This window comes from Pedobacter africanus (assembly GCF_900176535.1).
GTDB classification, from domain to species: Bacteria; Bacteroidota; Bacteroidia; order Sphingobacteriales; family Sphingobacteriaceae; genus Pedobacter; species Pedobacter africanus.
This window is the reverse complement of the sequence record NZ_FWXT01000003.1, coordinates 464,223-490,744: the sequence shown is the minus strand read 5'-3', so window position 1 is coordinate 490,744 and position 26,522 is coordinate 464,223. Positions and strand designations below refer to the sequence as shown.

Genomic DNA, 26,522 nt, shown 5'->3' with positions numbered 1-26,522 from the left:
AAAAAAGAGGGATAAAAATTACCCCTCTTTTTAATGTGTTATTCTGAATGAATTATGGCTTTAACTCTGCCAGTTTTTTATTGATAGCTTCGTAATTTACCTTATCGTCTTTAAACAGGTAAATGATCTTCAGGTTCTCCAAAGCATTTACATTTTTTGGATCAAGATCTAAGGCCGCTTTATAATAAGGCACAGACTGATCAATTAATTTGGTCATTTTCGCACCCAGTTCATTGAATTCTTTAGTTTTCTTCACATCCAAAGCATTTCTTTTGGTTTGAATTGCTAAAGCCTGCTTGTAATAGGTATCCCCCATCAAATACTGATAAATTGCATTCTTAGGGTCTTTGGCGATCAGCTTGGTTAGCATTTCCTGAGATTTTTCAATATCTCCTTTTTTAATGTAAAGGTCAGTTTCCATACCGATGAAATAAGAATCATCAGGGAATTTAGCAGAAGCCTCTTTTAAAATGGCCAGTCCGCCAACGCTGTCTTTGATCTTATCAAAAGTAATATTCACGATCTCTGAATACAGGACTTTTGAATCTTTATAATTCAGGTCAATCGCTTTTTTAAAGTTACGCACTACCTCAGGATAATTCTGCAGTTCCTTCGCGGTTACACCAGCATTTACATACATGGTGGTGTCGTTAGGGTTTTTAGTGGTAATCTCGTTAAAAGCTTCCAGTGCTCCTTCAAAATTCTTTTTGTTGAAAGCATAGATGGCCCTGTTTCTTAAAGCATTCTCTACATTTACGCTTGCCGTTTGAATATTATCTTTTTCAGCGCCTTTGGTATCTAAGGCTTTGGCTTTTGTAATGGCTTCTTCAGCTATTTTTTGATTGGCCTTGGCATTGTTCAGGTCTACTGAATCTACCAGGGCAATTCTGGAAGCAAACAGCGCTCTGTAAGACCATGCATCCGGTAAATCTTTAGACTTCTCATTTGCTATAGCTTTATCAGTATGCCCTAACCCGTCATTAAGCGCTTTTAAATTATCAGCAAGGGTCTTACCCGAAGTAATACTTAAAAGATTCCATGCTTTTTTGGCTTCGCTGATTTCACTTTTTTGAGCGTTTGCGAGTGAGGCGACACCTACAAACAACATTCCTAAAAGTACTTTTTTCATCTTTTTATCTTTTGTTTTTTAATGTTGATGAAACGATCAGGTTCATCTTTTATTTTATTTATTGCGTTTATTTATGAGCCATCCGGCTCTTTGTTCCTTAAGCTTCCTCTCCTTCAGTGTCCTCACCGCTTTCTTCGCCTTCCTCGCCCTCTTCTTCAGCAGCATCTTCAGCCGGTTCATCTTCTACTTCACCAGCAGGTTCACCATCTACTACTACATGGCTTTCTATCTCTTCGCTTTCCTCTTCTTCGTGCTCAATCCTGGCTACGGAAGCGATCTCATCACTTCCCTTAAGATTAATCAGACGGACGCCCTGTGTGGCACGGCCCATTACCCTTAATTCGCTAACCACAATCCTGATTACGATGCCAGATTTATTGATGATCATTAAATCATCTGCATCAGTAACATTTTTAATAGCAACAAGGTTTCCGGTTTTTTCTGTAATGTTAATGGTTTTAACACCTTTACCACCCCGGTTGGTAACACGGTAGTCTTCAATATCAGTCCGTTTACCATAACCTTTTTCTGAAACTACCAGTACAGTTGCTCCTGGATCATCTACAGCAATCATGCCAATCACCTCGTCTTTTTCATGTGCCAGTGTCACTCCCCTTACTCCTGTGGCCGTTCTGCCCATTGGTCTTACCTTGGTTTCATTGAAGCGGATAGCCCTTCCTGAGCGCAAAGCCATTACAATTTCACTTGAACCCGTAGTCAAACTTGCTTCAAGCAGCTGATCACCTTCATTGATGTTTATAGCATTGATGCCATTTACCCTTGGTCTCGAATAAGCCTCTAAAGAGGTTTTCTTAATCGTTCCCTTTTTGGTACACATAATGATGTAATTGTTTTCAAGGTATTCCTGGTCTTTCAGGTTTTTAACCTTGATAAAGGCTTTGATTTTCTCCTCTTTAGGAATATTGATGATGTTCTGGATTGCTCTTCCTTTACTGATCCTTGATCCTTCAGGAATTTCATAAACCCTTAACCAGAAGCAACGGCCGGCTTCGGTGAAGAACAGCATATAGTTATGGTTTGAGGCAATAAGCAGGTGCTCAATAAAGTCCTCATTCCTGGAGTCGCTGCCTTTTGATCCTTTTCCGCCACGTCCCTGTGTACGATACTCCGTAGCAGGGGTACGTTTGATGTAGCCTTCATGAGAAATGGTAATGACAACTTCCTCATCCTCGATGAAGTCTTCCATACTCATGTCTTCCGCAGAATGTACAATGGAGGTTCTGCGTTCATCACCATATTTCTCCTTCATTTCAGTCAGCTCGTCCTTGATGATCTGCATACGTTTTCCTTCATCATCTAAAATTGACTGTAAGTATTCGATGGTTTTCATCAATTCGTTGTACTCTTCTTTGATCTTATCACGTTCCAGACCTGTTAACCTGCGCAGGGTCATATCAAGAATGGCCCGGGCCTGAATGTCAGTCAGACCAAATTTCTCCATTAAGCCTGTCCTGGCATCTTCAGGGGTATCTGAACTACGGATCAGCTGAATTACTTCATCAAGGTGATCCAATGCAATCAGTAAACCCTCAAGGATATGGGCACGTTTCTTGGCTTCAGCAAGTTCAAACTTGGTCCTGCGGATCACCACCTCGTGCCTGTGCTCCACAAAATAGTGGATCAGGTCTTTCAGGTTCAATAACTGTGGCCTGCCCTTAACAAGGGCGATATTGTTTACACTAAATGAAGTCTGTAAAGCGGTTTGCTTAAACAGGTTATTCAAAACAATAGAGGCATTTGCATCTCGTTTTATTTCATAAACAATGCGGATACCATCTTTATTGGACTCATCTTTAATGTTGGAAATACCTTCAATTTTTTTCTCGCCAATCAATTCAGCTGTACGCTCAATCATCTGGGCCTTATTTACCTGATAAGGTATTTCTGTTACAATAATGGTTTCACGGTCTTTTGAAGCTTCAATTTCAGCTTTGGCACGCATGACAATACGGCCTCTGCCAGTTTCAAATGCTTCCTGTACGCCTGTATAGCCATAAATAATGGCTCCTGTAGGAAAATCCGGAGCTTTAATGTGTTTCATCAGTTCAGCAACCGTAACCTCATTGTTCTCAATATAGGCTATGGTGGCGTTAATGGTTTCAGTAATGTTGTGCGGAGGCATGTTTGTTGCCATACCTACAGCAATACCAGATGAACCATTGATGAGCAGGTTGGGCACTTTTGAGGGAAGAACAGTTGGTTCTTCCAGTGAATCATCGAAGTTTAACTGGAAATCAACCGTGTCTTTATTGATATCGGCCAGCATCTCTTCGGCTATTTTCTGGAAACGGGCCTCTGTATAACGCATTGCCGCCGGAAAGTCACCGTCAATTGAACCGTAGTTACCCTGTCCTTCTACCATCAGGTAACGCAGGCTCCATTCCTGGGCCATCCTTACCATGGTGTTGTATACCGATGCATCACCATGCGGGTGGTACTTACCCAGTACCTCTCCAACAATACGTGCTGACTTTTTATATGGTTTGTTGTTTGTTAATCCCAGATCGAGCATTCCGTATAAAACACGGCGGTGAACCGGTTTTAAACCATCCCGAACATCGGGCAGAGCCCTCGATACGATAACCGACATCGAATAATCGATGTACGCGGACCGCATCTGCTCGTCAATATCGATTCTAATTATTTTGTCGTTTTCCTGATTTTCTAAATCTTCTGCCATAAATCTTAATGTTCCTTAAGAACGCTTTAAATGTGGTATTCTTATAACCTTGCGAATCTAATAAAAAATGCGCCATAAAGGCGCATTGTGGAAAAATTTTAACCTATAAATCCGGCATTTATCAGGCATTTATGCCCATGTAATTCCCTTTTTTAGTTTGCTTAAAGTGTACGACTCTTCACTGCCCGAAACAGGCTGGTAATTGTATGTCCATTTGGCCATTGGCGGCAGGCTCATCAGTATAGATTCTATGCGTCCGTTGGTTTCAAGGCCAAACTTGGTACCTGCATCGTAAACCAGGTTAAACTCAGCATATCTGCTCCTGCGCAGGTATTGCCATTCCTGCTGCTGGGCCGTAAATTCCTTATCCCTGTTTCTTTCAATCAGTTCTGTATAGGCAGGAATAAAGGTATTTCCGACAGCAATGGAATAATCGAGCAATTGTTCAAAAGATAAGCCTGTATTTTCGGGTTTTAACCGGTCGTAAAATATGCCTCCAACTCCCCTGGTTTCTTCTCTGTGTTTGATAAAGAAATAATCGTCTGCATTCGTTTTAAACCTGGTATAAAATTCGGGATCAAATTTATCGCAGGTCTGCTTTAAAAGGTGGTGAAAAAAACGGGCGTCTGTATCAATGATGTAATGTGGGGTTAAGTCTATCCCACCCCCAAACCACCTGGTGTGTTCATCCATTTCGAAATAACGGATATTCATGTGAATGATGGGTACAAACGGGTTTGAAGGGTGCATGACAATCGATACACCTGTTGCAAAAAACTCATCGCTCTCTACCTTAAAGGCTTTTTTAATCGGATCAGGTAATTTTCCGTGCACTGCTGAAAAATTAACCCCTCCTTTTTCAATCACATCCCCATGCTGCATGATGCGGGTTCTTCCACCGCCTCCACCTTCCCTGTTCCAGATCTCCTGCTCAAACTTTGCCTTTCCATCGGCAAGCTCCAGACTGGTACAAATCTCGTCCTGGATCTTCTGATAGGCCGCTACTACTTTATCTTTAAACACCATTTCAGTAAAACTAAGCTCAAAGTTAACCTTAATAAAAGGTCAAGGTCTGCTAAATTTACAGATAGTACATTGTTTTGACACTATTCTTCAATGAAATCAAGATCGCGTCCATAGGTTTCATCCAGGTTATAGAGGGCAATATAAGCCAGGCCCACGGTAATTATGCCAACGCATAAGGCCGCTTTAATGATCCCCATACTGCCCAGCAGCCACTGAAACAATAGGGTAACCAGGATCAAAGAACCTCTCACCATATTTGGGGCACTCGTGGTTACCGTGGCCCTTAAATTGGTACCAAACTGCTCTGCAGCCATGGTCACGAATACTACCCAATACCCTGTAAAAATTCCGAACAGCAGGCATAGCGTATAAAAGCCCGAAGCTGTCCAGCCTGTATTGAACAGATAAAAAAGCATAGTGCAAAAAGTAAGCGTTAAAAAAACGAAAACGATCTTCTTTCGGGTTTTAAATACCTGGCTCAATGCGCCGGTCAGGAAATCCCCCAGCGAAATGCCGATGTAGGCAAACATCACGCCCTTGCCATTGTCTAGTGCATCCCTGGCGTTCAGGGCCTTACCAAAGTCGGGCGCTATACCTATCAGTATCCCTACCACGAACCAAAGCGGAACGGCTATCAGTATACAATTCAGGTATTTAAAGAAACGTTTCCGGTCTGAGAACAGCATCATAAAATTCCCTTTGGAGACCTCCTTTTTTGTCATGGCATGAAACATCCCGGATTCAAAAACACCAATCCTTAAGAGTAAAAGTATTATCCCTAATGCCCCTCCTACAAAAAAGGCGGTACGCCATTCAAAATGGTCGCCTACCAGGTAGGCTGCTACTGCCCCGCTCAGGCCGATACCAGCAACCATCATCGTACCATATCCCCTTTTCTCCTTGCTCATACTTTCACTGACCAGTGTAATGCCCGCCCCCAACTCACCGGCCAGGCCCAGTCCGGCAATAAACCTCAATGCTGCATACATAGGTATGCTGTTTACAAAACCATTGGCAATATTGGCCAGGGAATACATCAGTATAGAACCAAAAAGCACAGAAAGTCTGCCTTTTTTATCACCTAACATACCCCAGAATACGCCACCAATCAGCAAACCAGCCATTTGCCAGTTCATCAGGTTCAGTCCGGTTGCTGTTATTCTACCGGCAGGGACACCAAGCGCGGTAAGGCTTTTGTTTTTGATGATCAGGAACAAAAGCAGGTCGTATATATCTACAAAATAACCAAGTGCGGCTACCAGGATCAGAAAAAACCGGTTTTTGTTTTTCTCTTTTTCAGTCATATGGGTTTTGTTTGGCAACTGAAAGTACAAACAAATTTAATGACTGAGAATTTTTATATGAAAAAGGCCGTAATCATTATAAAAATGAACGGCCTTTTCATTTCTTTTTTGCCTTAACGTTATCGGGAAGGTGGCATTTTTGTGGTATCAGGCGGCATTGTTTTCATGGTATCCGGCATTTTTTTAGTTGTGTCTGCGGGTGGCACAGCCATTGTTGTGTCAACCCTCGTTGTATCTGAACTGCCCGAAACATTTTTTGTTGAATTGCATGCTGAGATGGCTATTGTCAAAGTACCGGCAACAGCAAGACTTAAAATTAGCTTTTTCATAAGGATCTGTTTTAAATTCAATTGATTAACAACCCTTTCCTGTAAAAAGTTTTAAAATGCTAATGATGTACCTTTAATTTATCCAGCAATTCCGGCGAGATATTCTCAGCATATGCGCCATAAGCGTCGATAAGTACGCCCTTTAAATTACCCACAGGAGATGAAATGGCATAGATGACTGCACTATCATCCGGATCGGTCATTCCTTCAAAACGATAAAACTCGTCAATCTCAAATTCTTCCGGCATCAACTGAATGTCTATAGCTTTACACTCTATATATTCAGCTGTTAAATTGAAATCGTGTTCGTAGCCCCGTTTCTCCAGGTCTGATACTGCGTCGGTAAGGGTGTCGTATATGTACATGGTTCTAATTTACTAAAATTTTACCTTTTCACAGTACAATTAAATTTTATTGTTCAATAAACTTTCTGATATTTAAGCATCATGGTTGTATCGGAAAAAACCCTTAAATGGGGCTTGTGTTTATATCCTCCTTTATTATTTCAGCGCATATGGGTCAGAAAATTTCATAAGGGTTTTCGGGGCGTTGATGTGAAAATTGCAAAAAGCCTTTTAAATAAAAACTACAATGGTTCTATTTTTGGCGGCACCATTTATGCGGCAACCGACCCCTTCTATGCCCTGCTGTTCGATCAATTGCTGCAAAGAGCAGGCTTCAAAGTGCGGGTCTGGCTTAAAAGCGCCTCCATTCAGTACCTTAAACCAGGAAGGGGAAATTTATATTTTACCATAACAGTTACGGATGAAATGCTAAACGATGCCATAATAGCGTTAAATACCAGCGGTAAGTTTGTAAAAGCCTATCCAATGGAAATTACAAATGCAGCCGGGGAGCTTTGTGCCACAGTAATGAACGAGGTTTATATACGGAACCTCCATCAGGGAGAAGAACCACGTATTGCTTATTAACCCTTTAAGAAACGCAGATGAATATCAGGAAACTAATTTTACAGGGTGAAGGTACCACATTAGATTTCAAAAAAACCATTACCAGCAATGAAAAAATAGCCAAAAGCCTTGTTGCATTTGCCAACAATAAGGGCGGGCAGCTGTTGATCGGCGTGGCCGACGATGGCAGCATAAAAGGTGTAAAATCGGAAGATGAAGAACGGTATATGATCACGAAATCAGCACACCAGTTTTGCAAGCCCGCTATTGAACCAGAATTTGAAGAGGTATATGTAGATGATAAACTGGTCCTTGTGGTTAAGATCGCAGCGAGTGATACCAAGCCCCACTATGCGCTGGATGAAAACAAGAAATGGTGGGTATATTACCGGGTTAAAGACAAAAGTTTGCTCGCCAGTAAGATCATGGTTGATGTGATCAAAAAAAGCAGCGATAAAAACGGGCAGCTGATTACTTATACAGAACAGGAGAAAAAGCTTTTTGAGCATCTGGGTGAGAAAGGCCGCATCACCCTGAAGGAATTCAGCAAGCTAACCAGGAGTTCGTACAGGCAGGCACAAAAGGTATTGGTAAACCTGATCATCAGTGGTGTAATTACACCCCATTCCTCCGAAAAGGAAGAATATTTTACCGGTAACTGAGCAATGCCCGTGTCATACCAAATTCATTTCCGCTCTGCCGATATTATTTTAAACGTTTTAAACCGTGTTTCATCAATAATTTCAAATTGAACTGGCAAAAATCAGCCTTAAAAACCCGATTTTTGCCCGAATGTTGACGAGTCTTTATACAAAATACAAACCTTATTATTCCGATAATTTACGTCTGGCCATGCCTATCGTAGTGTCTCAGCTTGGACATACCCTGGTGCATCTGGCCGATAGTGTTATTGTAGGTCATTTTGCCGGAACTGTTCAGCTCGCGGCCGTATCGCTTGTAAACAGTTTATTTATGCTGATCCTGGTGATCGGCATGGGCCTGGCTTATGGATTAACCCCATTGATTGCACAGGAAAATGGCCGTAAAAACTATGAGGAATGTGGAAAGCTGTTGTCAAACAGTCTCATCATCAATTTCTTTACTGCCTTAATCCTGTATACTTTTGTTCACCTGGGCACTTTACTGGTCATAGACCATATTGGTCAATCGCCAGAGGTAGTGGCTTACGCAAAGCCTTATCTGGGCTATCTGGGAATTTCCATTATACCCTTAATGATATTCCAGACTTTCAAACAATTTGCCGAAGGTCTTGGCTTTACCAAACAGGCCATGTTTGTTTCCATATGGGGTAACCTGCTGAATGTGATCCTTGGAATTATCTTTGTAAAAGGAATGTTTGGCATACCTGCAATGGGTGTTAAAGGTGTAGGACTAAGCACATTGATAGACCGTACCCTAATGGCTATAGTGATGTCGGCCTACGTGATGCGTTCGGAACATTTTAAGCGCTACATTCAAAGTTTCAGGTTAACCTGCATAGATAAAGTGAGGAGCCTGAAAATTGTAAAAATCGGTGCGCCTGTTGCCTTACAATATTCATTTGAAATCAGTGCCTTTAGCGGTGCCGCCATTCTGATCGGCACCATTGGTGCTGTAGAACAGGCTGCGCACCAGGTTGCCATTAACCTGGCCGCGGTAACTTATATGATGGCCAGCGGAATTGCATCAGCTGCGACCATTAAAACGGGCAATAATTTTGGTAAACAGAACTTTGATGATCTCAGGAAATCAGCCATTGCCAGCTATCATGTCATTCTTTTGTTCATGAGCATAACAGCAATTATGTTTATCGCAGCCAACAACTTTCTTCCGTATATCTATACGGAAGATAAAGCTGTAATCAGCATAGCTGCTCAGCTATTGATCATTGCAGGCTTCTTTCAGCTATTTGATGGCACACAGGTAGTCGGACTCGGTGTTTTACGTGGTGTTGGTGATGTGAACATCCCTACCATCATTACCTTTATTGCCTACTGGATCATTGGCATCCCCCTGGGATACCTGCTGGGTATAGTGTTGGGGCTTGGGGTTAACGGCATCTGGTACGGCCTCACATTTGGCTTGCTTACCGCCTCTGTCCTGCTCTTCATCAGGTTCCAGAGCAAAACGAAAGTGCTGATCAGCAGTTCTGGAGATTAACAACGCTATCTTATTTCTATTTGCGCCGTTTTCAGGGCCACTCCTATTGTGGCCCTGAAAACCTGTGGAAGCAGATTTTGAAAATTAAATCTATAAAATTAGTAGAATTATTTTGAATATTAAAAAAGTTGAACTAACATTGTCGACTAATTTGATAGAAATTATATGAAACTAAAACTACGCAATCTAAATGATCCTACCTCGCCGAAAAATAATTCCTGGCCATCTGCCTGTTGTTGTTGATCTGAAATCAAAGCCCAAGCAATCAACATCATATCGATTTTTATTTTTCAAACATTAAAATGAAACTGCACATCCATAAATTTTTATATCTGATCATACTGCCTGTGGCAGCCCTGTTCCATCAAAAAACCTACGCACAGGGAAATAACTTCATTGTCATATCAGGCAAAATTATAGACGAAGGAACCAAAGAGCCCCTTCCGGGAGTTAACGTACTCATTAAAGGAACAGTTAACGGAATTTCTACCGGATCAGATGGTGAATTCAATTTAAAGACCAAAGCTAAATTCCCTTTTACACTGGTGGTGTCGAGCGTAGGCTTTCAAACCCAGGAATTTGAGGTAAAGGGTACCGATTCCAGGATAAACATTGCCATGGTTACCCAAACCCAACTGGGACAGGAAGTGGTAATTACGGCTTCCCGGGTTGAAGAAAGTATTCTTAAATCGCCTGTAGCGATTGAAAAGCTGGACATCCGGGCCATTCGGGAATCGCCTGCACCGAGCTTTTACGATGCACTTGAAAACGTGAAAGGCGTCCAGATGATTACTTCAAGCTTAACTTTTAAAGTACCCAACACAAGGGGCTTTAACATCCCGAACAACTTCCGATTTATGCAGCTGGTTGATGGTGTGGATATGCAGGCTGCAACCTTAGGCGTTCCCCTGGGCAATGCCATTGGCCCTACTGAGCTGGACATTGCCAGTGTAGAGATCACCCCCGGTGCGGCCTCTGCATTGTATGGCATGAATGCCATCAACGGTATGGCCAATTTAATTACCAAAAGCCCATTCCTTTACCAGGGATTAAGCTTTTACCAGAAAACCGGGGTAAACCACATAGGTGGAACAGGCAGAGACCTGAGCAATCTGACAGAAACATCAATTCGCTATGCAAAGGCATTTAACAATAAGTTTGCTTTTAAAATCAACCTCAGCTATTTAAGAGGTACGGATTGGGTTTCAGATACACGCACCAACCAGAACCCCAATAACCTCGTAACTGCAAACCCGGCTTACCCTGAGCTGAATGCTGATGCCGATAACCCCGCCTATGATGCCTGGAACAAATATGGCGACGACAGCGGAAGCAATGCCGTAACCATTAGCGGTTTAACCATTCCGGGAAAAGGTTCGGCAAACAGCATCATTACACGCCGTACAGGCTATTGGGAAAAAGATGTGGTTAGCCCTAATATCGACAACCTGAAATTTGATGCTGCCCTTCATTATCGCCTGAACGATAACGCCGAACTCTCCTACTCTTATCGTATTGGTAAAATGGATGGCGTATTCCAGCGGGGAAATAAAATACAGCTGGATAATGTAATTGTTCAGAACCATAAACTAGAGTTAAAAGGCGATAACTATTTTATCCGCACCTATATGTCGAGCGAATCTACCGGCGATTCTTACAACATTAAGCCTTTGGTAGATAACCTAGACCTGACCAACAAATCGAACAGTGTTTGGGGTGCAGATTTTAAAACTGCCGCGCAGAATGCCCTGAACAATGGATCATCTTTAGCCGATGCACTCAGATTGGGCAGAATTGCTGCTGATGCAGGGCGGGCAGAACCTGGCACCGCTCAGTTTAACGAGCTTAAAAAAACAATCATTGGCATCAACAACTGGGACCATGCTAAAAATGTAGCCGGTGCTCCGGTTACGGGTGGCGCCTGGTTAAAACAGGAAAGCCGTACCTATCATGCCGATGCACAGTGGAACTTATCCAAGTACACCAAGGTATTAGACCTGTTGATCGGTGCCGATGCCCGTATTTACGAGGTGATCCCTGATGGGAATAACTTTGTAGATTTTAAAAGACCCCTGGCCGACAGGAACAAACCTTTAGCGGATGGCTCTTTTGGGGATAATGTGTATTATAAAAAATTCGGCGCTTTTTCTCAGGTCACCAAAACTTTCTTTGATGAAAAGCTGAAATTGTTCGGTTCTATCCGTGTAGACTACAATCCTGAATTTGAAGCGAAGATCAATCCAAGAGTGGCTGCGGTTTATACTATAGCCAAAAGGCACAACTTCCGCGCCTCTTTCCAAAACGGGTACCGGTTCCCGGCTTTATTTGAAGCGGTATCTTTTGTAAACAATGGAAATATCAGAAGGGTTGGCGGTTTGTCTTACATCAACGATGGCCTCAATTACCTGGATAACTCCTACACCTTGTCTTCCATTAATGTGTTCAATGCAAAGGTAAACGCCGATGTTAAGGCTTCCGGGGGTACCTTAACAGAAAACCAGGCTGCCATCAACAACAAGGCACTGCTGGAAATCACAAGCCTGTCGGCAACCAGGCCAGAGCGGATCAATTCATTTGAGGTGGGCTACAAAAGCATCCTTTTAGACAACAAGCTGGTGGTTGATATAGATGCCTATGTGAACCAGTATGACGGTTTTCTTGGCCAGGTAGAAGTGGCCGTCCCTTATGCAGCCGGCCTTACCAGCCAGCTTACCGTTGGGTCGGATGATGCGGCCATTGCCGCGCTGGCTTCTAAAAGAAATGCCCAGCAAACACGCTACAGGGTTTATACCAATGCAAAAAACAAATACAACAACTACGGTTCTTCTTTAGGTATCACCTATAATTTCTTTGAAAAATATACAGTTGTAGGTAATGTCAGCTTTAACGACATCACGAAAAATAAACAGGCAGATGTTTTCGTAACTGGCTTCAATACCCCTAAATGGTCTACGAATATTTCTTTTGGTAACCGCGAGATCCTGAAAAACCTGGGTTTCAACATTGCATGGAAATGGCAGGAAGAATTCTTGTGGGAAAGCCCGCTTGTTAACGGAACAGTACCGGCCTTCAATACGTTCGACGCACAGGTTACTTACCGCGTACCGCAATCTAAAGCAACGCTTAAAGTTGGCGGCACCAATATATTCAATAAAAACTACGTGCAGTATGCAGGCGGACCAACACTTGGGGCGCTCTACTACGCTGCAGTTACATTAGATGGGCTGCTGACCAAATAAGGCAGTCTGAAAAATAACAAAAGTATATCCGATAGCTCCGCAAAGGGCTATCGGATTTTAGATGAACAAAACTTACCAGAACCAATGAGTATCCAGGAAAACGAAATTAAAGTCAGTATCCAACGTAAATCGCAGGAAAAAAAATGGAGGACAGTAGCTTATTTATGTCTGCTTATCCTTACTGTCCTTTTTGTAGGTTATGCCCTATATTCCTATCTAACTTATGAAACCCTTGTTGCTTTAGGCAGGGATCTCTATGGACAGATGGATCAGAAATTCTTCTGGATGCTGGCGGTAGGTTTTCTGGCGCAACTGGTAGACGGGGCGCTGGGCATGGGCTATGGTGTAGTATCTACTACCTTGTTGTTATCCGGCGGATTAAACCCCGCAGTGATATCGGGCAGTATACATACTGCCGAAATGTTTTCCAGTGGCGCCTCTGGCTTCAGCCATTATCGTTTCGGGAATGTCAATAAGAAGTTGTTCAAAACATTGCTTATCCCCGGTGTACTGGGGGCAATTGCAGGGGCAATTTTACTGGGCTATGCCGGAGATGCCTTTTCGCAATGGATCAGGCCGGTGATATCCATATACACGCTTTTGCTGGGAATCCGCATACTAAGCAATGCATTTAAAGAAAAACCAAAACCCCAAAAGGTTAAACGTGCCGGCTGGCTGGCCGGTGCCGGAGGTTTTCTGGATTCTTTTGGCGGCGGCGGATGGGGGCCGCTGGTAACATCCACACTTATATCTAAAGGACGAACGCCTAAATATGTTATTGGCTCAGTAAGTTTAACGGAGTTTTTTGTGACCATGGCAAGCGCCATCACCTTCTTTTTTATATTGGGTGTAAGTCACTGGCAATCCATTATCGGCCTGATCGTTGGTGGGGTAATAGCGGCACCAATAGCAGCCAAACTGGTAGGTAAACTTCCCATTAAAAAGATGTTTATCGGGGTTGCCGTAATCGTCATCATATCCAGCATCCGCATCATCTGGATGTCCCTCGGTAAATTGTTTTAGGGAGATTATTTTATTCCCTCCTTACATGATCCAGGTAGTTTAAACCTTCTGCGGTAATGGATGCAGAATGCTGAACGCTGTCCCTGTTTATCCTGATGTATCCTAATCTCTCCAGTTCCTCGTAAGTTTCTTCCATTCCGCCCAGTATAGAAGAACTTACCTGCTGGTCAATGATCTCTAAAAGTGATATAATGGCTTCTTTTTCCATGACTTTAAATAATTAGTTTAATAAAGATAACAAAAATTAAACTTTTATTCTTTCCACAGTTTGTGCCTTGTTAGCCGTATTGAGCCCTTTCAACTCCACATATTTTACATTGGGCAGCCAGAAAGACCCACCTTCTATCCGAAGAAAGATACGTTCCAGCTGGATCTTCTTTTTATTGGCCGTAACATATACATGGTATTTTTTGTCTTCTGCTGATCTCATCAGGTACATCGGAAACTTTTTGTAGGATACGAATTTAAGCTCGTACTGATCATTCCCTATATCCCTGGTCTGAATGCCATAAGCAAACTTCTTTTGGATATAACTCAAGCCCTCCTTCTCTCCTTTTTCTGCATAACGCAGCCAATATACCTTTATAGGCTCTTTCTTATTCAGTTCCCCATTTCCATCTACGTTCAGCTCACAAATGATGGTATTGGTATTGGGATCTCTCTGTAAATAGAACAACTGGTTACTGATCCCCTGGGGAACCGGAAACTTTAAAGGTGAAGGGTCACTATTATCGGCAGTTTGTGCAAAAGCCCCCTGGCATACAAACAAGGCCATCAGCAACCAAGATGAGAAGTGTGCGCGAATCGTTATCGAAGTTGTTTTCATGGATGTCCTTTTGAGCATTCAAATTTAAAGCAAAAGCTCCGCATACCGCCTGCAGGATAGTTATTTTACATTAAGACGATATTTACCCGAGCTGCAGATCAGGCTTGCAGGCTTTCCCGAATGCGGCTAAGCTGCTGTGCATGCCTTTGGGTGTGATAAATGATAAAAGTAATGGCCTCAAGCCGCGTCAGGTATCCGTAAACCGGCAATTCAAACGCAACACAGGTTTTATCCAGATCAAGTTCCTCAATCGCCCTGACCACATCCTGTTTTACTTTCTCCAGGCCGTTCACCAGACTATCTTTCTTATATTCCCTCAATTCGGGCACTACAAAATCGGGGGCATCCATTTTTAAGCCGAAATTCAGGAAAGTTTCCCTGATACCTGCTACCTGGGCATCCGCTGCCCGTTCGGTATCTTTAACCGGTCCGTTAATTACTTCCACAAAACCTGAATTGGCCATACGCATGTGTTGTCCCAGCTGCCCGGCTGTCCAGCTTCCTTCATAGGGTATGGTATTGAGTTGATTTGTATCGATTAAAGAAAGCTGCTCCTGAAAGCCTGATATCGCATTTTCTACTGCTTTTATAAGTTCATTTCTGCTCATGATTTGGTGTTTTTAAAGATTAAAGTGTATGGATTGAGTATAATTTTAAGCTTATTTTAAAATAAAAATAAGGGAATTATTTTTCAAAAAAGGCTTTAAAAGCGTCAAAAAAGAGGGTTATTTGCGACAATTATAAAATTAAAGTCATAAAAATGAAATTTTAATAGTGTACTATATACACTATATCAAAAAAGTATGTACATTTGTAGTGTTAAAAATGACAACAATTTCTGTCCAGGCTAACACTGGCAGAATTAAAGAGAAAACCCGTTCATACAGGTTTATATTTGGTTAGAATAGAGGAGTGCTTGGATGAGACGCCTCTTTCTTTTTTTATAGGGGTTTAAGACCTCAACCTCATGGTAAGTAATAGAGGTTCAAAGCCTGCCTTTTCATAGGCTGCTATAGCAGATTCATTCTTGTCATACACATCCAGCCTGATTTCTGAGATACCTTTTTCTTTTGACCAATCCATCAAAAAATCCAATATCAGTTTATTAACGCCTCTACCCCTGTATTCCGGTTTAACATACATAAAACCGAGGTACGCATAGGTGTCAAAATTAAAATAGGGCTTCTCCGCTTTTTTAATGAGGGCATATCCGCTGGCAATTGCTATACCTTCTTCTTCAGCTACTGCAACCACTGCCTGCTCCGTAGACATCAAATAATTCAAATCATAATATTGAATCTTACCATCAATAAGGGTAGGGTTAAACGGCCGCTCTGCCGACACAACCCCCTGTTCAAATTCCAACAAAACGTCCAGATCTTCTGGCCTCGCCACTCTTATAATTATACCCATTACTATTTATTAAAAGTCTGTTTAAGATTATCCTCCAGGGAATTGTTTCGTTGTCAGCGGGGAGTTGCCCGGAAAATGACGACCAATTGGCGTCTAAACTACCACTGTACCCGGCCTGGCTACGATTGATTCAGATATCATACAATAAAGGACCAGCTGTACGCTGTTATTGAAGGTCCTCTCCACGTTCAATTTTGTTCATGGCATCCAGAAATACCTCTGGTTCCTGTGCTCCGGATATCCCCAGTTTTCCTTCAAGCACAAAGAAAGGAACCCCTTTAACCCTAATCTGCTGGGCAATATCCTCATCATGTCGCACCTCCTCAGTAAAATCCTTGCCCTTGAGCATCATTTCTACTTCCAGGCCGCCTAAGCCACATTGTTTTCCAATTTCAATAAGCACTGCATGGTCGGCTATATTCAGCCCGTCTGTAAAATGTGCCTTAAAAAGCAATTCTTCCGCCTCCCCGTCCGCACCGATGCCTTTTGCCATTTGGATCAGCCGGTGTGCATCAAAAGAATTGGCCATAATTGCCTTGTCAAAATTGAAAGTTAAGCCCACCTGAGCTGCCGACTCGGCAACCCTGTTGTGGGTTTCAACAGACCATTCCCTGCCCCTGTCATAACGTTCAGCCAGGTAATCATAGGCGTCTACACCAATCAGCGTTTCCGCATGAGGGTCCAGTTCAAAACTATGCCATTCTATCACTACACTGTCTTTATGCTCAAACTGTGCCAAAGCTTTTTCAAGCTTTCTTTTGCCTATATAGCAAAACGGACAGCGTACGTCCGACCAGATATCTATCTTCATCAGGTATGTTCTATTTTATAAATTGTAGTTTGTTTGTAGGTTTCACCAGGCCTTAAAATTGTAGATGGAAAAGCTGGTATATTTACCGCATTAGGTTGGTGCTGTGTTTCCACACAAAATGCTTCAAAAGGATGATAATCCTTTCCCTGTTTACCATGCTTTACATTTAAATATTTTGCCGTATAGAAATGAGCTACAGGCTCTGTAGTGTAAACCGATAGCTTTAAGCCGCTCTGCTCCTCTGCAGTCTCGGAAGCCAATGTAAATTCGCCATAATTTTTATCCAATACATAGGTCTGGTCATAACCTTCTGCGGGATCCCAGTCGCGCCCGATGGGTTTGTCTCCTAAAAAGTCATGTATTGTCCCTTCTACCGGAAGCAATTTTCCGGTAACCACATAGTTGTCATCCTGCTCCAGGTAGTTACTGGCCGGCATTCTGTGGATATGGTTGGCAATGGAACCTAAATCCGGTGACAAATTAAAATAACTGTGGTGTGTCAGGTTAACCGCTGTTGGCGCATCGGTAGTGGCTTTAAAATCCAGGATCAGTTCATCTTCATCTGTAAGTTTAAAAGTAAGCTGTACGGTTAGGTTCCCCGGAAAATTTTCCTCACCATCCGGGCTCACATACTGAAGTGTAACGCTTGGATCGATCGTAGACAACACCTCCCATACCCTTCTGTCAAAGCCTATATCTCCCCCATGCAAACAATCGCCCCCTTTGGCCTGCGAAAGCTGGTGGGTTACGCCATCAATGGTAAACCGCCCGTTTTTAATCCGGTTGGCATAACGCCCGATTACTGCACCGAAATAAGGGTAATCGTTTAAATAGGCCTCACTTATATATTGGTCTATGTCGTCGAATCCTAAAACAATATCCTGCTTTTCGCCGTGTTTATTGGTCACTACGAACTTATTCAGGATCGCTCCATAATTGTATACTTTCACATAAGTACCTTTGGTATTGGTCAGTTCTATTCCCAGGACTTCTTTTCCATCAATAATTTTACCTGTCCTGATCAGCTTTGTTTTCATTTGTGCTTATTTTCCTCTTTGTGTTTATCTTCCTAAAGTGCCGTACCATTACCGGTTATTTACAATAAAAATCCCCTCAGGCATAATAATCCGGTGCTTTTTTACAGCTGAATTACTTATGATGATCCATAAATTGTATATTCGAATCATCTGTTATTTAAAACAATACTATTAATACTTTATTTAAAACCGAAACTTAATTTAAAATATAATTTAAACCTTGTAATGAAAACCGAACTGATCAGTAAATTCTTAGAAAAATATGGACACGAACCTGCAAAAAATTACTTCACTCCCGGACGTGTAAACCTTATCGGAGAACATATTGATTACAACGGCGGCCTGGTCATGCCTTGTGCCGTTACACTCGGTACCTGGTTAAGCATTGCGCCGAACAATGACAATGTGATCAGGTTCAAAAGCCTGAACTTTCCTGAAGAACAGGAGTTTGAACTTCAATCTGCCTATACCAAAACCGGCCCTGAATGGTACAACTACCCTTTGGGTGTATTCCATGAAATCTTAAAAAAGCATAAATTACCTGTCGGGCTGGACCTGCTGTTTTTTGGCAACATTCCAATCGGATCCGGCCTGTCTTCATCGGCTTCCATTGAGGTAGCCATGGCTTATGCCTTAAACGATTACTTTAACCTGGGTTACGACAAAATAGAGATCCCTTTACTTGCCCAAAAAGTAGAGAACGAATTTATAGGCGTAAACTGCGGCATTATGGACCAGTTTGCCGTGGCTTTTGGGGAAACCGATAAGGCCATTGTTTTGAACTGTAATACCTTAAAATACAAGCTGGTAGATTGCAACCTGGGCGGTTATTCGCTTGCCATCATTAATACCAATAAACCGCGTAAACTTGCGGAATCTAAATACAATGAGCGGGTTGCGGAATGCCAGACTGCCCTGAAGCAGCTGAACCAGGAAATTACCCTGCACAATTTATGTGAGCTGAATGCCGAGAAGTTTGCCCTGCACAGTCACCTCATTACCGATCCTACAGTTCTGAAAAGGGCAACACATGTGATCCGGGAGAACGACCGGGTGAATTTAGCCGCCAAGGCCCTGAACGAAGGTAACCTCACAGAATTTGGACGCCTGATGTACGCCTCCCATCAGTCTTTAAAAGACCTTTACGAAGTAACCGGCCCGGAGTTGGATGCCGTAGTGGAATTCTGTGCCGGTTATGAACCTGTCATCGGTGCACGTATGACAGGTGCCGGTTTTGGCGGTTGTGCTATCGCCTTGCTTAAAAAGGGACAGGAAGAAGATTTTGCCAAAAAACTAACCGATTTCTATGTGGCGCGCGTGGGTTATCCGGCTGCCATTTACATCAGTGAAATTGGCAATGGTGCTTCCGCAATTTAATTTTACTTTTGCCCCATGCAAAAGTTAAAATTAGATGAGCTGAACCGTGTTGATATCGAAGCATTCAAAGCACAGGAAAAACTGCCTGTTGTAGTGGTACTGGATAATGTACGCAGTATGCACAATGTAGGCTCGGTTTTCAGAACTGCTGATGGTTTTGCCATCGAAAAGCTATACCTCTGTGGTATTACCGCACAGCCACCGCATCGCGAAATAGAAAAAACAGCCCTGGGCGCCACCCAATCCGTAGAATGGGTACATTTTGAAAGCACAACTGAAGCTATAACGGCTTTGCGGGCGGATGGTTACCAGATCATCGCCATTGAACAGGCTGCAGGGAGCATCATGTTAAATACCTATAAGCCTTCCCGTACAAAAAAATATGCATTGATTTTTGGCAACGAGGTAAACGGGGTTGCCGATGAGGTCATGGCACAAATTGACGAATGCGTAGAAATACCGCAATTCGGCACCAAACACTCTTTCAATATTGTGATTTCTGCAGGTATTGTACTTTGGGATTTCTTTGCCAAACTAAGGCTATAAAAAAAGCGCATTGGAAGAACCAATGCGCTTTTATATACAACACACCTCACACAGGTTTTTTAAGCGTAAGGAATACCATCCTTAGAGGGCAGACTGCTGTGTCCCATCAGGTACTGGTCTACCTTACGTGCAGCTTCCCTGCCTTCGGAAATGGCCCAAACCACCAGTGACTGACCGCGGCGCATGTCGCCGGCAGCAAATATCTTGGCTATATTGGTCTGGTATTTACCTTCCTCGGCCTTAACATTACCACGGTTATCTGTTTCAACGCCCAATTTTTCAATCAAGCCTTCTTTTTGCGGATGGAGGAAGCCCATAGCCAGCAATACCAGCTGGCAAGGCAGATCGCGTTCGGTACCAGGTTTTTCCTTGAAGTTTAGCGGACGGCCCGAAGGATCTATATCCCATTCTACATCAACCACTTTTACCGCTTTCAGGTTTCCTTGCTCATCTTTAATGAATTCTTTGGTATTCACGCCCCAGCCGCGTTCGCAGCCTTCTTCATGTGAGGTCGTCACCTTCAGCAGCATCGGATACGTTGGCCATGGCATATTTGAAGTCCTGGTCGATGCCGGCATTGGCATGATCTCGAACTGGGTCACCGATTTAGCACCCTGGCGGTTAGAAGTACCGATACAGTCAGATCCGGTATCGCCGCCACCAATCACAATCACATCTTTTCCGGTAGCCAGTATGTCTTCTCCCTCAACGGCAAAACCACGAACACGTTTGTTCTGCTGCTTTAAAAAGTCCATTGCAAAATGTACACCCTTGGCATCCCTGCCCTGGGCAGGAAGATCGCGCGGGATCGTAGAGCCACCAGCCAGAATGATAGACTGGTAATCCCTTAACAGGGTATTCAGTTCTACATTTACACCAACATTGGCATTGCATTTAAAAACAATGCCTTCTTTCTCCATTAACGCAATACGCCTGGTTACCACATCTTTCTGCAGTTTAAAATCAGGAATGCCATAGTTCAGCAAGCCTCCCGGGGTATCGTCACGTTCGTAAACCACCACCTCGTGCCCCGCTTTATTGAGCTGCGCTGCTGCTGCCAGTCCGGCCGGACCAGAGCCTATCACAGCCACCTTTTTACCGGTACGGATCAATGGCTGCTCCGCTTTGATGTAACCTTTGGCAAAAGCAGTTTCAATAATGTGCTTTTCAATCTCTTCAATAGACACAGGCGATTTGTTGATCCCCAGTACACATGCAGACTCACATGGGGCCGGGCAAATCCTGCCTGTAAATTCAGGAAAATTATTGGTACTCAGCAAAATGGTTGTTGCCAGTTGCCAGTCTCCTTTATATACAGCCTCGTTAAATTCTGGGATTACGTTACCCAGCGGGCAGCCCGACTGGCAAAACGGCACCCCGCAATCCATACATCTGGCTGCCTGTTTATTAATTTGCTCAGTTTCAAAAGCTTCAACAAATTCATTATAGTGTTTTAAACGAACTTTAACATCTTCTTTTGCAGGAGCAGTTCTTTCATACTCTAAAAATCCAGTTACTTTTCCCATGGTCTAAGCTTTATTTGAATTGTTTATTGTGGTCATGTTCTTTTCTTTCTGTGAGCGGCTTAAACTTTAACTTTCTGAGCCCTGCTCTGTAATACGGCTTTGTACTCTTTAGGGAATACCTTAATGAAATGTGCAGATTGGGTAGTCCAGTCGTTTAAAATAAACCTGGCCACACTGCTGTCGGTCAGCTGTATATGCCTTTTCAGCAATACATTTATCCTCAGCTCATCCTGCTCGTCCAGCGGATCAAGATCTACCATTTCCTTATTGCATTTGCTGGCAAAATCACCTTTCGCATCATAAACCCAGGCAATACCACCGCTCATACCGGCAGCAAAATTGCTTCCTGTATCCCCAATCACCAGCACTTCACCGCCTGTCATGTACTCGCAGCCGTGATCTCCCAAACCTTCTACAACAGCCGTACCACCAGAGTTCCTTACCGCAAAACGCTCACCTGCCTGTCCGCGTACAAACAACTCACCAGAAGTTGCACCGTACATGGCCACGTTGCCGATAATGATATTCTGCTCAGGCACATATTTTACATTACTGAAAGGATAAATGGCCAGTCTCGCGCCCGAAAGTCCTTTACCCACATAGTCATTGGCCTCTCCCTCAAGCTGTAAAGAAATCCCCTTTGCTGCAAAGGCACCAAAGCTTTGTCCGGCCGAGCCTTTAAACTTAAAGTTGATTGTATCGGCAGGCAGCCCATGGCTTTTGTAGATTTTGGATACTTCGTTGGAAAGCATGGTACCAATGGCGCGGTCTGTATTTTTAAGATCAAACTCTTTATATACAGGCTCTTTACTGGCCAATGCCGGCTGTGCAGCTTTAATCAGCTCATGATCAAGCACTGTGGCCAGCCCATGATCCTGCTCTTCTGTCTGGTAAAGGCTTAAACCGTTATCAGGTGCCTTATACAATATGGCAGAAAGGTCAAGATCTTTTAGTTTCCAATCGGCCTGGTCTATATTGCGAACGCTGAGGGCATCTGCCTGACCCACCATTTCCTGTACCGATCTGAAGCCCAGTTCAGCCATGGTTTCCCTCAATTCCTCTGCAAGGAAATAAAACAGGTTCACCACATGGTCTGGTTCGCCTGTAAACAGCTTCCTTAAGTTCGGGTCCTGGGTGGCTACGCCAACAGGACAGGTATTCAGGTGACATTTACGCATCATGATACAGCCTGAAGTTACCAGCGCAGCAGTTGCCACGCCCCATTCTTCAGCGCCCAGTAAAGTTGCTATCGCGATGTCTTTACCGGTTTTCAGCTGTCCGTCTGTTTGCAGTACAACCCTGCTGCGCAGGCGGTTTTTAACCAGGGTCTGGTGCGCTTCGGCCAAACCAAGCTCCCATGGCAAACCGGCATGCTGTATAGAAGTTAAAGGTGAGGCACCTGTACCACCATCAAATCCGGATACCAGGATCACATCGGCATGCGCCTTGGCAACCCCTGCCGCAATTGTGCCCACACCGGCTTTAGAAACCAGCTTCACGTTGATCCTTGCAGCGCGATTGGCATTTTTAAGATCAAAGATCAGCTGTGCCAGATCCTCAATAGAATAAATATCGTGGTGCGGAGGAGGAGAAATTAAACCTACCCCTGGTGTGGCATGACGAACCTTTCCGATCCAGTCATCTACTTTCTCACCTGGCAGCTGTCCGCCTTCGCCAGGTTTGGCACCCTGTGCCATTTTAATCTGCAATTCATCTGCATTGGTGAGGTAATAACTGGTTACGCCAAAACGTGCAGAAGCGATCTGCTTGATGGCCGAACGCATGGAATCCCCATTAGGCAGCAGTTCGTACCTCAGTTCGTCTTCCCCGCCTTCACCGGTATTGCTTTTGCCGCCAATTCGGTTCATGGCAATAGCTAAGGTAGAGTGGGCTTCGTGCGAGATAGAGCCGAAAGACATGGCCCCTGTAGCGAAACGCTTCAATATGTTTTCAACCGGCTCCACTTCCTCCAATGGAACTGCCGGACGGTTGTAATTGAATTCAAATAAGCCCCTGATGGTGTAAGCCTGATTGGTTTGTTCATTAACCAGTTTGGCATACTGTTTATAAATGCCATAGTCCTTTTTACGGGTAGCATTTTGCAGCAGGTGGATGGTTTGAGGGTTAAACAAATGTTGTTCTCCCTTACGCTTCCATTTGTAATTACCGCCGGTAGGCAAGATCGGATCGGGGCGGTTAGCCAGTTTAAAGATCCTGTTGTGTTTGATTAAGGTCTCCTTGGCAATCTCGTCTAAACCAAGTCCGCCAATCCTTGAAACTGCACCGGTAAAATAATTGTCGACCACACTTTTATTGATCCCCAGAATTTCAAAGATCTGTGCACCATGGTACGATTGTAAAGTAGAAATTCCCATTTTAGAGAAAATCTTTAACAGTCCGTTATTTACTGCATAAATGTAATTCTTAAACAGCTTCTCTTTTTTGGCATCAAACTCGGTCTCAAAACCGGCAATGGTTTCCAATGCCAGGTAAGGGTTTACTGCCGTAGCACCAAAGCCTATTAAGGTTGCAAAATGATGTACTTCCCAAACGTCGCCGGCCTCAACCACAATACCTACAGCCCCCCGGTATCCTTTGCGGATCAGGTGGTGGTGCACTGCTGAAACTGCCAACAATGAAGGAATAGCTGCGTGTTCTGAATCCAGGGCCCGATCCGAAAGGATGATCACCTGGAAACCATCTTCAACCGCATCTACCGCATAACGGCACAAACGGTCTAAGCCCTTGGCCATTGCCCCCGGTTGTCCGTCGGCCCTGAAATAGGTTTGAAGGGTCTTGGATTGGAATACACCAGTATCTATACTCCTTAATTTTTCAAGTTCTACATTGGTCAATATCGGGTGTTTGATGCCTACACAATGACATTGCATGGCATTTTCTTCCAGGATATTGCCGTTGTTGCCCATAAAGCCTGCAAGGCTCATCACCACTTTTTCCCTGATCGGGTCAATTGGCGGGTTGGTTACCTGGGCAAACAGTTGTTTAAAGTATGAAGAAAGGTGCTGAGGCTTTTGGGAAAGTACAGCCAGCGGAATGTCTGTTCCCATTGAACCAATAGGCTCCTTACCATCCCTGGCCATAGGCTTCAGGATCAGGTCAACATCTTCCCTGCTGTAGCCAAATACCTGCTGGTACCTGAAAATAGACTCCTGGGAAAGGCCGCTGAATACCACTCTTGGTTCAGGTAGCTCTTCCAGTCTGATCTGGTATTTGTTGATCCAGTCTGCATAGGGCCTGCTTCCGCAAACCTGCTGCTTGATCTCTTCGTCACTAATAATCCTGCCCTGCTCCATGTCTACCACAAACATTTTGCCTGGCGTTAACCTGCCTTTTTCAATGATCTTGCTTTGGTCCAATGCCAGTGCACCGGCCTCGGAGGCCATAATCACATGGTCATCTTCGGTAATGGCATAACGCTGCGGACGTAAACCGTTCCTGTCCAAAGTGGCGCCAATCAGGTTGCCATCGGTAAAGGAAACAGCGGCAGGGCCATCCCAAGGCTCCATTAAAGTAGCATGGAATTTATAGAAAGCCTGTTTCAACTCATCCATATCCTCATTGCCATCCCAGGCTTCAGGGATCAGCATCATTAAAACATGAGGCAATGAGCGGCCGGAGTGCAGCAGGAGTTCTACTACGTTGTCCAGGCATCCCGAATCGGAGTTGGTCTCGTCAATTACAGGCAATAAAATATTTAATTCTTCGGGTGTAAAATAAGAAGATGCAAATGATTTCACACTTGCCCTGAACCAGTTCAGGTTGCCTTGCAAAGTATTGATCTCGCCATTATGGGCAATATACCTAAAGGGCTGCGCCAATCGCCAGGATGGGAAAGTATTGGTTGCAAAACGGGAATGCACCAAACCAAAGGCCGAAACTACCCTTTTATCACTCAGTTCTGTAAAGTAAGACCGTACCTGCAAAGAGGTAAGCTGACCTTTATATACAATTGTTTTAGAAGAAAACGAAGCAATATAAAACTCGCCGTTGATGCCCTTTACCGTATTGTTAATGGTTTTAGAAAGGTAATTTTTAAACACATAAAGTTTGCGTTCAAAATCTGCCCCGGCCTTAATGGCATAAGGACGTGCTATAAACACCTGCTCCATCTCTGGTTCTACAGATAAAGCCATGTCGCCAATACCATCAGTATTGGTCAGCACTTTCCTGAAGCCTAAAACTTCAAGGCCCAGCTTTTCAGCCGCGCGATAAATGATTTCCCTGCATTCTTCTCTTGCTTTTACATCTTTCGGTAAGAAAAGCATCCCTACACCATAGTCACCCGATTCGTTCAGGCTGAACCCGATTTTAAGGCATTCATCATATAAGAATTCGTGAGGTATCTGTATCATGATACCGGCCCCATCACCCGTATTGATTTCAGCTCCGACTGCCCCGCGGTGATCAAGATTTTCAAGAATGGTTATGGCGTCAGAAATGATTTGCTGCGACTTTCTGCCCTTGATGTGAGCTACAAATCCAATGCCGCAGGCATCATGTTCAAAACGCTGGTCGTATAACCCCTGGTTATCTTGTGTTAGTTCCATAAGTTCCGTTTAATAATAGTTTGGTATAGTGTATTTCGGACACTAAGATACGAATAATATTTCATGAATTATAATATTGATATATTTTTTAGGAAATACACAACATATTCTAAATTATTTTTTGCATTATTGCCAATATTACAAAATACAACGATTGAAATTACAATATTTACAATCACATTATTTAGAATTGTTTTTCATAATATGCAGCAGGCCTTCAGATCGGCATATTTTTTCTTCAATTCTACAACACTCCTTATAAAGCTACAAAAAAATAGATTTTTTTATAGTACACAATAAGTTTAACCTCAACGCATTACCTCATTTCTATGCAAAAAAGGCAAATTATTCTGTTTTTAGCTTTTGTAGATTAAACTCTTTTGCTACATTTGCGCCGGGCAAGTCTTTTACGATCAGCTCCCTTTGAACTCCCCCAGGGCGGGAACGAAGCAAGGGTAGAAGGTTGTAGCGATGCGATAAAAGGTGCTTGCCCTTTTTTTACTTTTTCTATATCAAGTAAAAATCACACTAACTGCTATTTTAATCTGTTATTTCATAATAAGACCTCAAAGGAATTGCCTAATTTTGGCTTCCGG

General features: G+C 43.4%; 21 protein-coding genes and 1 other RNA gene. 8 read left to right on the top strand and 14 right to left on the bottom strand.

All coding sequences use genetic code 11. From position 1 onward, the window contains the following. Positions 1–52: 52 nt before the first annotated feature. From B9A91_RS19325 to B9A91_RS19300, 6 genes are all read right to left on the bottom strand, one after another. Entirely contained in the window at positions 53–1,129 is a 1,077-nt protein-coding gene (locus B9A91_RS19325) for a tetratricopeptide repeat protein (RefSeq protein ID WP_084240660.1), read from the bottom strand. Between the two features lie 97 nt (positions 1,130–1,226). Then, positions 1,227–3,830 carry a DNA gyrase subunit A gene (gyrA, locus tag B9A91_RS19320; protein WP_084240659.1) on the bottom strand — a complete coding sequence of 868 codons (2,604 nt, stop codon included), beginning with the start codon at positions 3,828–3,830 and terminating at the stop codon, positions 1,227–1,229. A gap of 129 nt (positions 3,831–3,959) precedes the next feature. After that, a complete protein-coding gene (gene hemF, locus B9A91_RS19315) occupies positions 3,960–4,856 on the bottom strand; it encodes an oxygen-dependent coproporphyrinogen oxidase (protein WP_084240658.1) in 897 nt (298 codons plus the stop codon). Between the two features lie 80 nt (positions 4,857–4,936). Next, a complete protein-coding gene (locus B9A91_RS19310) occupies positions 4,937–6,160 on the bottom strand; it encodes an MFS transporter (RefSeq protein WP_084240657.1) in 1,224 nt (407 codons plus the stop codon). A 119-nt stretch (positions 6,161–6,279) separates the two neighbouring features. Then, the gene (locus B9A91_RS19305) at positions 6,280–6,489 is read right to left on the bottom strand and encodes a coproporphyrinogen III oxidase (protein WP_084240779.1); all 210 of its coding nucleotides are present in this window, start codon (positions 6,487–6,489) and stop codon (positions 6,280–6,282) included. Positions 6,490–6,548: 59 nt separating this feature from the next. Next, positions 6,549–6,854 (bottom strand): phosphoribosylpyrophosphate synthetase, encoded by a 306-nt coding sequence (locus tag B9A91_RS19300; protein WP_084240656.1) that lies wholly within the window; start codon positions 6,852–6,854, stop codon positions 6,549–6,551. An 81-nt stretch (positions 6,855–6,935) separates the two neighbouring features. On the opposite strand from B9A91_RS19300, the gene B9A91_RS19295 reads away from it, so the two are divergent. The 5 genes from B9A91_RS19295 to B9A91_RS19275 all read left to right on the top strand — a co-directional run bounded on the left by B9A91_RS19295 (position 6,936) and on the right by B9A91_RS19275 (position 13,822). After that, a complete protein-coding gene (locus tag B9A91_RS19295; protein WP_084240655.1) occupies positions 6,936–7,421 on the top strand; it encodes a DUF4442 domain-containing protein in 486 nt (161 codons plus the stop codon). Positions 7,422–7,438: 17 nt separating this feature from the next. Continuing rightward, positions 7,439–8,062, top strand: coding sequence for an AlbA family DNA-binding domain-containing protein (locus B9A91_RS19290; RefSeq protein ID WP_084240654.1), 624 nt, complete (start codon positions 7,439–7,441; stop codon positions 8,060–8,062). A 130-nt stretch (positions 8,063–8,192) separates the two neighbouring features. Continuing rightward, on the top strand, positions 8,193–9,560 hold the full coding sequence (locus B9A91_RS19285; protein WP_084240653.1) for an MATE family efflux transporter: 1,368 nt from the start codon (positions 8,193–8,195) through the stop codon (positions 9,558–9,560). A 302-nt stretch (positions 9,561–9,862) separates the two neighbouring features. Then, a complete protein-coding gene (locus B9A91_RS19280; protein WP_084240652.1) occupies positions 9,863–12,799 on the top strand; it encodes a TonB-dependent receptor in 2,937 nt (978 codons plus the stop codon). Between the two features lie 84 nt (positions 12,800–12,883). Next, on the top strand, positions 12,884–13,822 hold the full coding sequence (locus tag B9A91_RS19275; protein ID WP_084240651.1) for a sulfite exporter TauE/SafE family protein: 939 nt from the start codon (positions 12,884–12,886) through the stop codon (positions 13,820–13,822). A 10-nt stretch (positions 13,823–13,832) separates the two neighbouring features. Here the strand turns inward: B9A91_RS19275 and B9A91_RS19270 are convergent, their stop codons facing one another. The 6 genes from B9A91_RS19270 to B9A91_RS19245 form a co-directional block, all read right to left on the bottom strand. Then, positions 13,833–14,030 (bottom strand): hypothetical protein, encoded by a 198-nt coding sequence (locus B9A91_RS19270; RefSeq protein ID WP_084240650.1) that lies wholly within the window; start codon positions 14,028–14,030, stop codon positions 13,833–13,835. Positions 14,031–14,066: 36 nt separating this feature from the next. Next, positions 14,067–14,648 carry a DUF4833 domain-containing protein gene (locus B9A91_RS19265; RefSeq protein ID WP_084240649.1) on the bottom strand — a complete coding sequence of 194 codons (582 nt, stop codon included), beginning with the start codon at positions 14,646–14,648 and terminating at the stop codon, positions 14,067–14,069. 98 nt (positions 14,649–14,746) lie between these two features. Next, on the bottom strand, positions 14,747–15,256 hold the full coding sequence (locus tag B9A91_RS19260; RefSeq protein WP_084240648.1) for a DinB family protein: 510 nt from the start codon (positions 15,254–15,256) through the stop codon (positions 14,747–14,749). 343 nt (positions 15,257–15,599) lie between these two features. Beyond that, positions 15,600–16,061: a GNAT family N-acetyltransferase gene (locus tag B9A91_RS19255; protein WP_084240647.1), complete on the bottom strand. Its 462-nt coding sequence runs from the start codon at positions 16,059–16,061 to the stop codon at positions 15,600–15,602. A gap of 166 nt (positions 16,062–16,227) precedes the next feature. Then, on the bottom strand, positions 16,228–16,872 hold the full coding sequence (locus B9A91_RS19250; protein ID WP_084240646.1) for a DsbA family oxidoreductase: 645 nt from the start codon (positions 16,870–16,872) through the stop codon (positions 16,228–16,230). Beyond that, positions 16,872–17,909, bottom strand: coding sequence for an aldose epimerase family protein (locus tag B9A91_RS19245; RefSeq protein WP_084240645.1), 1,038 nt, complete (start codon positions 17,907–17,909; stop codon positions 16,872–16,874). The genes B9A91_RS19250 and B9A91_RS19245 overlap by 1 nt, the downstream gene beginning before the upstream one ends. A 225-nt stretch (positions 17,910–18,134) precedes the next feature. Between B9A91_RS19245 and B9A91_RS19240 the strand changes: the two genes are divergently transcribed. Together B9A91_RS19240 and B9A91_RS19235 are read left to right on the top strand one after the other, a co-directional pair. Then, positions 18,135–19,286: a galactokinase gene (locus B9A91_RS19240; protein ID WP_084240644.1), complete on the top strand. Its 1,152-nt coding sequence runs from the start codon at positions 18,135–18,137 to the stop codon at positions 19,284–19,286. A 15-nt stretch (positions 19,287–19,301) separates the two neighbouring features. Beyond that, positions 19,302–19,832 (top strand): RNA methyltransferase, encoded by a 531-nt coding sequence (locus B9A91_RS19235; RefSeq protein ID WP_084240643.1) that lies wholly within the window; start codon positions 19,302–19,304, stop codon positions 19,830–19,832. A gap of 59 nt (positions 19,833–19,891) precedes the next feature. Here B9A91_RS19235 and B9A91_RS19230 read toward each other — a convergent pair whose 3' ends face one another. Both B9A91_RS19230 and gltB read right to left on the bottom strand, forming a co-directional pair. Continuing rightward, a complete protein-coding gene (locus B9A91_RS19230; protein WP_084240642.1) occupies positions 19,892–21,358 on the bottom strand; it encodes a glutamate synthase subunit beta in 1,467 nt (488 codons plus the stop codon). Positions 21,359–21,417: 59 nt separating this feature from the next. Further along, on the bottom strand, positions 21,418–25,926 hold the full coding sequence (gltB, locus tag B9A91_RS19225; protein ID WP_084240641.1) for a glutamate synthase large subunit: 4,509 nt from the start codon (positions 25,924–25,926) through the stop codon (positions 21,418–21,420). A gap of 396 nt (positions 25,927–26,322) precedes the next feature. On the opposite strand from gltB, the gene ffs reads away from it, so the two are divergent. Beyond that, an RNA gene (gene ffs / locus B9A91_RS19220) (signal recognition particle sRNA small type) lies at positions 26,323–26,422 on the top strand. The last annotated feature ends 100 nt before the right edge of the window (positions 26,423–26,522 follow it).